This is a genomic window from Clostridium sp. SGI.024, from assembly GCF_050315195.1.
In the GTDB taxonomy this organism is placed as follows: Bacteria; Bacillota; Clostridia; order Clostridiales; family Clostridiaceae; genus Clostridium.
Genome location: NZ_JBNPON010000086.1, coordinates 1 through 9,994, shown reverse-complemented (window position 1 = coordinate 9,994; position 9,994 = coordinate 1). Strand labels below are relative to the sequence as shown.

Sequence of the window (9,994 nt, the reverse complement as noted above, 5' to 3'; positions counted from 1 at the left end):
AAAATTAAGGAGCTATTGAAGTAGCTCCTTAATATATTATATTCTATTTGTTTTCTTGCATTAATTTTTTAAGCTTATTTTGAAGTAGCCAAACCTTCTTTTGCTTTCTATTATAAGCAACCATTCTATCTTTATTATTAGTACTAGATTCTAAAAGTTTAGTTGTCTTTTCTTCATACATCTTTACTGCTTCATTAATAATTTGAAGTTCTTCTTTATTAAACATAAAAACACTCCTTACCGGAAGGTAAACTAATTTACCGCACCTTAATTATAATTTTATATTATAGTTTATAAGAATATGTTTTTCAATTAACAATTATATTATTTAAATATTAATGATACTTTTTCATTTCTATTAAATAGACTCTAGTGCTTGTTCAAAATCTGCAATTATATCCTTTATATCTTCTACCCCTATAGAAACTCTCATTAAGTCTGGAGTAACACCACTTGCTATTTGTTCCTCCTCTGATAATTGACTATGAGTTGTTGTAGCTGGATGTAGTAAGCAGCTTCTTACATCACCTAAAGTTACTACTAATGCCACTAATTTTAGTGCCTTTGTAAATTTCTTTGCTACTTCAATATCACCATCTATTCCAAAGGTTAATAGTCCACTTCCACCACCCTTAAGGTACTTTTTAGCTCTATTGTATTCTGGACTTGATTCTAAATATGGATAGTTTACCCACTTAATTTTAGGATGTTTTTCTAACCATTTTGCTAATTCCAAAGCATTTTGTGAGTGTCGTTCCATTCTTAAATGAAGAGTTTCAAGCCCTAAGTTAGTTAAATATGCATTAAATGGGCTTTGACAAGCTCCTAAATCTCTACCTAAAGTTACTCTTAACTTAGTTATATAAGCAGCTTCCCCAAAGGTTTCAACATAGCTTATGCCATGATAACTTGGATCTGGTTCTGTAAACTCGTTAAATTTTCCATTATTCCAATCAAAGTTTCCTCCATCTACTACTATTCCTCCAATACTTTGAGCATGACCATCAGCATATTTTGTAGTAGAATGTACAACTACATTTACTCCATGCTCAAATGGGTTACATAAATAAGGTGTTCCAACAGTATTATCTACTATAAATGGTATTTTTAATTCTTTTGATACTTCTGCAAACTTATCAAAATCTAAAATATTTAATCCTGGATTTCCTATAGTTTCTCCATAAATTGCTTTAGTATTTTCTTTTGCTAAAGAAATTATTTCTTCTTTACTAGCTTCTGGATCTACGAAAGTTACTTCTATACCCATTTTCTTTAAATTAACAGTAAATAAATTTACAGTTCCTCCATATAAGCTAGATGATGATATTATATGATCCCCAACTTTACATATATTTAATATTGAATATAATATAGCAGCTTGACCAGATGAAGTTGCTACTGCCCCTACTCCTCCTTGTAATTGAGCAAATTTTTCTTCTAACGCAGCTACAGTAGGATTAGATATTCTGCTATATAGATGTCCCTCTACTTCTAAATTAAAAAGTCCTGCTAAATGATCTGGATCATCATACTTATATGTTGCGCTTTGAAATATTGGCAATACTCTAGGCTCTCCAGCCTTTGGTGTATAGCCACCTTGAATACATATTGTTCCTTTTTCCCAATTTTTTAACATAAATAATGCCCCCTTTTTGCTTATTGCTAAAAAAATAAAAAGGTTACTCCAAATAAGAAGCAACCTCTAAATTCAATATTATAAAATAAATCATAATAAATCACCTTATTTATCAAGCCAAAGCTTGCAGGATTTAGCACCACACTATTTAAAGGATAAATACCTTATCTAGTAGGTTGCTAGGTTTCATAGGGCCAGTCCCTCCACCATTCTTAATAAAGTTACATTTCTATTTAATTATATTCCTATTATACACTAACTCTTTATAAATTCAACTATTTTTTATAATTTTTTCTAATCTAGTGTTAGTTATTATATAATCAAAAGCAATATCATGAATATCTGGATTAATAGAATCTACAATTTGCAAATCATAAGCTAATACTACTTTATTTCTTATTTCTTTTATATCTTGTAAATATCTATCATAATATCCTCCGCCATACCCTATTCTATTTCCATTTAAATCAAAGACTACACCTGGAACTAAAATAAGATCTATTTCTCTTTTATCTATATAATTACTATCATCAATAGGTTCTAATATACCCATGGAATTTTCTTTTAAATCATTAAAGGATTTTAACCTAACTGCCTTCATAAGTTTATTTTTTTTGTAGACTTTCGGTATATAGACTTCTTTTCCATCTCTTAATGCCTTAGTTATTATATTATTAGTTTGTATTTCACTACCAAAACTTAAATATATAAATATATTTTTAGCTTTTATATATAAGTCTGACGTTATGAGCTTATTATATATTTTATCATCCATAGCTTCCTTAACTTCTTTATCTAGGGAATTTCTTATAATTAATATCTTATTTCTTAATATCTTTTTCTCTTCCTTATTCATACTCTCTTCCTTATTCAAAGATTTTTAATATTTTAAATTAATTATATCTCTTAAAATAGAGGCTGCTGCATTAATTGTTCCTGATGCCCCACCTATTATACTTAAGTCTCCTAGTGTATCCGTTTTATAATACACACCTTTATTTTTATTATCTACAAAGTACAATGGATGTTCACTATTTATTGCTTTTGTTCTAACATAAGCCTTTATCTTATGATTTTCTCTATAGACTTTTCCTATTAATTTTATCTTATTTCCTTTATTTTTTTCTTCTAGTATAATATCTTTACTTAAATAACTTATTCCTTCTATTTCTATATCCTTTAAAGTTAAATTAGAATTTATTAAAACATTTGATAAAATCAAAATTTTAACTGCAGTGTCAAAGCCCTCCACATCTAATTTATAATTAGCTTCAGCTATTCCCAAGGAAATAGCCTTATTTAGAGCAACCTCGTATTCAATTTCTTCTTCGTACATTTGAGATAAAATAAAATTACTAGTCCCATTAAAAATACCCTCAATGGATAATATATCAGCTCCTGCTATATCAAAGCTACCTACATTTATAGAAGGTAAAGCTCCTCCAGTAGTGCAACCTATTCCTAATTTAGCATTATTTTTATCTGCTATTTCTTTTAAATATTTATATTTTAAAATTATTGGTCCCTTATTTCCTGTAACTACATTAATCCCATTTTCAAGTGCTAGCTTTACATGAGTTAATCCTGGTTCCCCTGATTCTATATTTGTACTTGTAAGTTCTATTAATGTATCTATATCATTATTATTAATAATAGTATTTATGTTTATATCTTCATTAAAATCTAAATCTCTTAAGTTATATTCTTTTCTTACTATATCTTTAAGATTTATTCCTTCCTTATTATAAATTCCACCATCACTTTTAATAATATATTTAAGATTTAAATTTAATCCCTTTTCCTTAAGTCTGTCTTCCTTTTCTATTAATAGCTTTACGAAGGCTTTTCCAACTCCGCCAAAACCTATAAGTCCTATATCCATAAATCTCACCCCCATATCTTAAAATAATTAATTTGAAACTTCAACCTTATATCTCCATTGCTTTTCTTTTATATCTCTTGCCTTAATACTAACAACATTTCCATTAACTTCAACGTATATTCCATTAATATAATCATCTTCTCTTCTAACTCCATTTCTCCCATAGGAATCAATTACTAAAGTGTAGTGAATTGCTCCTGTATTAACTATTGTAAATGGCTTATTTAAAGATATACTGTTTTCATCTATATCTCTATGTGTATGTGATGAAAATAGTACTACTTCCCTATACTCTGATAATATTTCTCTTAATTCTTCTGCTTGTTGAATCCCAATCCAAGAACTATTAGGATATTCTAAATGTTGATGCAAAAACACAAATATAGGTTTTCCTTTTTCATAATTTTCAGCTAATTTCTCTTTAAACCATTCTATTTGCTCCTTAGATAAAAATGCTGTTACTGAATTCATAGTTTCAGAATTTCCATCTTCAGAGCCTAAAGAAATAAAATGATATCCATTTATCCATTTATCATGATATACTTTTTCTTCCCCTGAAAATTCTAAATACTTATTAATAAAGCCTTGAACTTCATCTTTTGAATTAGTCTCAATATCATAATCAAAAAATTCATGATTTCCTATATTTTTTATAATTGTACTAGGCAATATTTCCTTATTCTTTTCTAAGGTTTTTTTTACAGAATCATATTGCTCTTCTATACCTTGATCTACAACATCACCATTTAAAATCAGTGCGTCCATATTAGCATTTATTTTATAAAAATCATCTATTGCCTCTTCAAAATGCTCTATATTCTCATGAACATCTCCCAAAACAGCAAAAGCAAGATCTGCATTTGTAACCTCTACTACTTCTTCCTCTTTATGAGGAAAAGTTTTAGCTCTATTTATATATAATATTACAACTGATAACAAGATTAAAATTGTAATTATAATAATTAGTTTTACTTTTTTCATTATATACTCCTCTCTTAAGCATTAATAAATTTTAATCTATATATAGCTTAAACTTAACTTTTTTATATATACATTACTAATTTAACACTTATTATCCAATAGTTTCATAAAAAAATATTAATTTCACAAAGATTTTCATATAATAATATAAATTAATTATTATTTTTAAAAAAAGAACTGAGAAATTTGATTCTCAGTTCTTTTCTAAATTAGTCTATATCTAAGATATTTTTTATTTCATTTTTGTAAGCATCTGCTTTTGCACCAAAGATAGCTTGAATTCCGTTACCTACTTCAACTACTCCTGCTGCTCCTAATACTTTTAATTCCTCTTTATTAACATTTGCTTTATCTTTAACTTCAACTCTTAATCTTGTTATACAAGCATCAACGCTAACAATGTTTTCTTCTCCACCTAAAGCTGCTAATACTGCTGGAGCTTTTTCTTGGATTTCATTTTTAGTTCCTTTAGCACCTTTAGAGTTTTCATTTATGTCAGCTTGAGGAATACCTGCTTTTTCTTGATAGTCAGCTTTTGAATAAAGCTTAACTTCTTCTTCATTTTCATCTCTACCTGGAGTCTTTAAGTTGAATTTCTTAATTAAGAAGTAGAATAAGAAGTAGTAAACTACTGCATAAACTATACCAACTAAGATTAATCTTAACCAGTGAGTTGGAACTCCTGCTCCTGCTGGTAATAAACCGAATAATGTAAAGTCAATTAAACCACCTGAGAATGTCATACCTATAAATACATGAAGTATATCCATTAACATAAATGATAAACCTGCTAATACACAGTGAACTACATATAATACTGGAGCAACGAATAAGAATGTGAATTCTAATGGTTCTGTAATACCAGTAAGTAATGCTGTAACTGCTGCTGATGCTAATAATGATCCAACAACTTTTTTCTTAGCTGGTGCTGCTGTTCTATACATAGCTAATGCTGCTGCTGGAAGACCAAACATCATAAATGGGAATTTACCAGCCATAAATCTTGTAGTACCTGAAACTATTGTTGACATATCTGCTGCTGATGCTCCAACTAAGCTACTCATGCTTGATAATTGAGCAAAGTAAGCTGTATTAGCTCCTGCAACTGTTTGCCATGCACCATCAACTAATATTTGTCCTTCAACAAATGATCCATACCAGAATGGTGTATAGAATACGTGGTGTAATCCAAATGGAATTAATGCTCTTTCAATAAGTCCATAGAAGAATGTTCCTATAACTCCTGCATTCCTAACTAATTCTGAAAGTACTCCTATACCATTTTGAACTACTGGCCATATAAATGCTAATATAGCACCAACTACTGCCATAGCTAAAGAAGTAACTATTGGAACAAATCTTGATCCTGAGAAGAATCCAATAACTTGTGGTAATTGTATTGTATGATATTTATTGTGTAATACTGCTGTAACTATACCTGTAATAATACCACCGAAAACTGACATATTTAAAGTAAATATACCTAAGTTAGTAGTAACATAAGTACCATATTCACCAACTGCATCTGGAGTAAGAACTCCTAATTGAGTTAATCCTAATGCTAACATTGAAGATATAACTTGGTTCATAACTATAAATCCAAAGATTGAAGCTAATCCTGCAGTTCCTTTATCCTTTTTAGCAAGTCCAACTGCAACCCCTACTGCAAATAATAAAGGTAGATTTCCAAATATGATATCCCCTATATTTTTCATTATTGTTAATATTGCTGTAACAACTGGGATATTAACAAAAGCCATTAATGGTTGATAAACTGCTGGGGCATTTTCTAAACCTGCAATTCCTAATAAAGCTCCACCAACACCTAATAGAATACCTGCAATTGGTAATGCTGCTATTGGAAGCATTATAGCTTTACCAATTCTTTGTAATTGTTGTAACATTAATAATTCCTCCTTGAGTAAAATTTTATAAATAAACTAATAATTTGATAATTGCTAAAGTAGAGTGTTTCTATCTAGAGATATTATTTACATCTTTCATAAATTTTATTATAAAAATAAAAAATAAAAAAAAGACCAAAACTTATAGATATAGTTATAATATACCTATAATATTTTTAGTCTTTGCCTGCTTTACCAGTAACACACTACTTATTTTATTATGGCACTATATTATCACAAAAAAAATTAACTGTAAATGTTTTTTTTAATTTTATTAAATTTATTTAAGTTTATAATTTAACTTTTTATATAAATCTCAACTATTTTATCTATATTTTTCTATATATTATATAAATTTTATATAATTTTGTTATCTATTTAATATTATTTAGTGTTATTTCTGTATAAATTATCAAATATTTCTATAGATTTTTTATAAAAAGGGATATATAATACTACTTGTAATAAAAAACAAATTTCGAAAGGATTCGATAAAATATGGCATTAATAGGAATACTTATAATAATAGTCGGATTTTCACTTAAGTTTAATACAATTGCAGTTGTAATTGTTTCTGGTATTGTAACTGGATTGATTGCTGATATGAGCATTTCTGAAATATTAACAACTTTAGGACAAACATTCGTACAAAAAAGAGAAATGAGTTTATTTCTTTTAACATTACCTGTAATAGGTTTATGTGAAAGATATGGACTAAAAGAAAAAGCAATAGAATTAATTAAAAAAGTTAAAGGTTTATCTACTGGTAAACTTATAAGTGGATATCTATTTATTAGAGAAGCTGCTTCAACTATGGCAGTTAAACTTGGTGGACATCCTCAATTTGTAAGACCACTTATTAACCCAATGGCTCAAGGAGCTGCTATTTCAAAATATGGCGAGCTTGATGAGAAGGATGAGGACTTAATCAAAGCTGCTTCTGCTGCTAATGATAACTATGGTAACTTCTTTGGACAAAATGTATTTTTAGCTAATTCAGGTGTCTTACTAATTGCTGGTACTTTAGAAACCCTTGGCTATAATGTTGATACCTTACAAATTGCTAAGGCTTCAATTCCTATAGCTATAATAGCTTTCATTTTAGGAGTTATACAAAACTATTTATTAGATAAAAAACTAGCAAAAAAATATAAAAATAGGTAGGAAGATATATGGATATTAAAGCAATTTCAAATATACTATTAGAGATATTTTACATCATGCTTGGTTTATTCTTTATACTAACTATGATGTTTACTTTAAAAGACAAAAATCATAAAACTAGATATGGTACATCTTTATTTTGGGGAATACTTGGTATTATATTTATACTAGGTGAAGTTATTCCTTCAGTTATCACTGGTTCATTAATTGTAGTAATAGGTGCTTTAGCTGCCTTTAATCAAATTAATATTGGAACTTTAAAAGATTTAGATACAACTTTTGCAAGCTTAAAGTCAAAGGAAATTGGAGTAAAAATATTTATTCCATCATTAATAATAGCTTTAGTTGCATTAATTATTGCTCAATTTACTGAAATCTCTGGTGTTGCTGCTGTTGGTATTGCATCTATAGTAGCTTTAATAACTACATTTATATTAACTAAAGCTAAACCTAGTGAATTCTTAGAGGACAGTAATAGAATGTTCCAAGCTGTAGGTTCTACTGCAATATTACCTCAATTATTAGCTGCACTTGGTGCTTTATTCACAGCTGCTGGTGTTGGTGAAATTATATCAAACATAATTTCTGGAGTAATTCCACAAGGTAATATACTTCTAGGAGTAACTGCTTACTGTGTGGGAATGGCTTTATTTACTGCTATAATGGGAAATGCTTTTGCTGCATTTTCAGTAATAACTGTTGGTATTGGAGTACATTTTGTATTTGCTCAAGGTGGAGATCCTATAATAGCTTCTGCTTTAGCTATGACAGCTGGTTTCTGTGGAACTTTAATGACTCCAATGGCTGCTAACTTCAACATATTACCAGTAGCATTATTAGAAACTAAAGATAAGAATGCTGTTATAAAATATCAAGCTCCATTTGCAATAATTTTACTTGCAATACACATAGCATTAATGTACTTCTTAGCATTTTAATTAATAAGGAGGCTAACAAATGAAAATATTAATTACAGGTTTTGATCCTTTTGGTGGAGAAAGTGTAAATCCAGCTTTAGAAGCTGTTAAGAAATTACCAGACACTATTTTAGGACAAGAAGTTATAAAAATTGAAATACCTACTGTATTTAGAAAAGCTCTAGAAAAAATAGAAGAAAATATAGAAAAGCATAATCCTGATGTTGTAATATCTGTTGGGCAAGCTGCTGGAAGATTTGGAATTACTCCTGAAAGAGTTGCTATAAATATAGATGATGCAAGAATTCAAGATAATGAAGGTAATCAACCAATTGATATTTCTATATATGAAGATGGTGAAAATGCATACTTTAGTAACCTACCTATAAAGGCTATGGTAAAAGAAATGATTGACAACGGAATTCCTGCTTCTGTATCAAATACAGCTGGAACCTTCGTATGCAACCATGTTATGTATGGAATTTTATACTTAATAGATAAAAAGTACCCAAATATGAGAGGCGGATTTATACATGTTCCATGTATTCCAGCTCAAGCAGCTACAAAACCTAATATGCCATCTATGTCAGCAGATGATATAACTAAGGGGCTAGAGCTTAGCATAAAAGCAGTTATAGAAAATTCATCAGATATAAAAACTATAGGTGGAACTATCTGTTAATGAATAAGAAATTAAATATTTTTGTATATGGTAGTTTAAGAGAAGGCTTTTTTAACTATGATCTTTATTTAAAGGGTAAAATTAATTCTATAAGACCTGCTGAAATAAGCGGATTTGAATTATATCACATGCCTTATAAGGGTTACCCAGCAGTATTGCCTGGAAATACTACCATAGTAGGTGAAGTTGTTGAACTTACGGATTATGATGCAACAATAGAGCCTATGGATAAAATGGAAGGCTTCTTAGGTGAAGGAAATCCAAACAATGAATACTCAAGAAAAATTGTAAAAGTAAAATTAACTGATGATGAAAGCTATGAGGATTGTTATTCTTATTTTTATAATAAGGATATAGATCCAAAATTCCAAGATGAAGCCATCCATATAGAAAATGGCGATTGGAAAGAATATATGCTAAGTTTACGATAATTTATAAATAGAAGATGAGATATATTATGCTTCGTCTCCGTCACTTCGTTCCAAGTCGACTTTCGCATTAATATATCTCATCTTCTTCTATTATATAAAATTATTTATTCAACTAAATACTAAAGTAAGTCATTATGCTGCTGTCCACCTCGCAAACTCCAAGTCGACATACGCATTAATAATCAGCACTTTTTATTCTTCATTGTAGGTATTGTTTTCTTTATATTTATCATATCTTTTTAATGCATTAAAAACGCCATGTTCTACTGCTACTCTAATAACATAATACAAAATAGTAAAGAAAATTATTATTCCTATTACTCCTAAGTAATTTAACATCTTACTTCCCCCTTGTATGATATAGATATAACATTTGATAGAAAACTTAATATATTTC

The 9,994-nt window shown here is 28.8% G+C and carries 11 protein-coding genes and 1 riboswitch; of the genes, 4 read left to right on the top strand and 7 right to left on the bottom strand.

The window, feature by feature from the left end; all coding sequences use genetic code 11:
• Positions 1-43: 43 nt before the first annotated feature.
• From ACQRD5_RS15700 to ACQRD5_RS15675, 6 genes are all read right to left on the bottom strand, one after another.
• A complete protein-coding gene (locus ACQRD5_RS15700; protein WP_291626423.1) occupies positions 44-226 on the bottom strand; it encodes a hypothetical protein in 183 nt (60 codons plus the stop codon).
• Positions 227-358: 132 nt separating this feature from the next.
• Entirely contained in the window at positions 359-1,636 is a 1,278-nt protein-coding gene (locus tag ACQRD5_RS15695) for an O-acetylhomoserine aminocarboxypropyltransferase/cysteine synthase family protein (RefSeq protein WP_291626424.1), read from the bottom strand.
• Positions 1,637-1,738: 102 nt separating this feature from the next.
• A riboswitch (SAM riboswitch) is annotated at positions 1,739-1,858 on the bottom strand.
• Between the two features lie 49 nt (positions 1,859-1,907).
• Positions 1,908-2,492 carry a 5-formyltetrahydrofolate cyclo-ligase gene (locus ACQRD5_RS15690; protein ID WP_291626425.1) on the bottom strand — a complete coding sequence of 195 codons (585 nt, stop codon included), beginning with the start codon at positions 2,490-2,492 and terminating at the stop codon, positions 1,908-1,910.
• A gap of 24 nt (positions 2,493-2,516) precedes the next feature.
• Positions 2,517-3,518: a homoserine dehydrogenase gene (locus ACQRD5_RS15685; protein ID WP_427747023.1), complete on the bottom strand. Its 1,002-nt coding sequence runs from the start codon at positions 3,516-3,518 to the stop codon at positions 2,517-2,519.
• 27 nt (positions 3,519-3,545) lie between these two features.
• Positions 3,546-4,499: a metallophosphoesterase family protein gene (locus ACQRD5_RS15680; RefSeq protein WP_320627556.1), complete on the bottom strand. Its 954-nt coding sequence runs from the start codon at positions 4,497-4,499 to the stop codon at positions 3,546-3,548.
• A gap of 209 nt (positions 4,500-4,708) precedes the next feature.
• On the bottom strand, positions 4,709-6,403 hold the full coding sequence (locus ACQRD5_RS15675) for a PTS transporter subunit EIIC (RefSeq protein ID WP_291626429.1): 1,695 nt from the start codon (positions 6,401-6,403) through the stop codon (positions 4,709-4,711).
• Between the two features lie 498 nt (positions 6,404-6,901).
• On the opposite strand from ACQRD5_RS15675, the gene ACQRD5_RS15670 reads away from it, so the two are divergent.
• From ACQRD5_RS15670 to ACQRD5_RS15655, 4 genes are read left to right on the top strand one after another with little or no spacing between them, the layout of a single operon-like run.
• On the top strand, positions 6,902-7,567 hold the full coding sequence (locus ACQRD5_RS15670; protein WP_291626430.1) for a DUF969 domain-containing protein: 666 nt from the start codon (positions 6,902-6,904) through the stop codon (positions 7,565-7,567).
• An 8-nt stretch (positions 7,568-7,575) separates the two neighbouring features.
• Complete coding sequence (locus tag ACQRD5_RS15665) at positions 7,576-8,505, top strand: DUF979 domain-containing protein (RefSeq protein WP_320901967.1); 930 nt, start codon at positions 7,576-7,578, stop codon at positions 8,503-8,505.
• A 19-nt stretch (positions 8,506-8,524) separates the two neighbouring features.
• Positions 8,525-9,166 (top strand): pyroglutamyl-peptidase I, encoded by a 642-nt coding sequence (gene pcp / locus ACQRD5_RS15660; protein ID WP_291626432.1) that lies wholly within the window; start codon positions 8,525-8,527, stop codon positions 9,164-9,166.
• Positions 9,166-9,597 (top strand): gamma-glutamylcyclotransferase family protein, encoded by a 432-nt coding sequence (locus ACQRD5_RS15655; RefSeq protein WP_291626433.1) that lies wholly within the window; start codon positions 9,166-9,168, stop codon positions 9,595-9,597. The genes pcp and ACQRD5_RS15655 overlap by 1 nt, the downstream gene beginning before the upstream one ends.
• 192 nt (positions 9,598-9,789) lie before the next feature.
• On the opposite strand, the gene ACQRD5_RS15650 is transcribed toward ACQRD5_RS15655, so the two are convergent.
• The gene (locus ACQRD5_RS15650; RefSeq protein WP_291626435.1) at positions 9,790-9,936 is read right to left on the bottom strand and encodes a hypothetical protein; all 147 of its coding nucleotides are present in this window, start codon (positions 9,934-9,936) and stop codon (positions 9,790-9,792) included.
• Between the last annotated feature and the right edge of the window lie 58 nt (positions 9,937-9,994).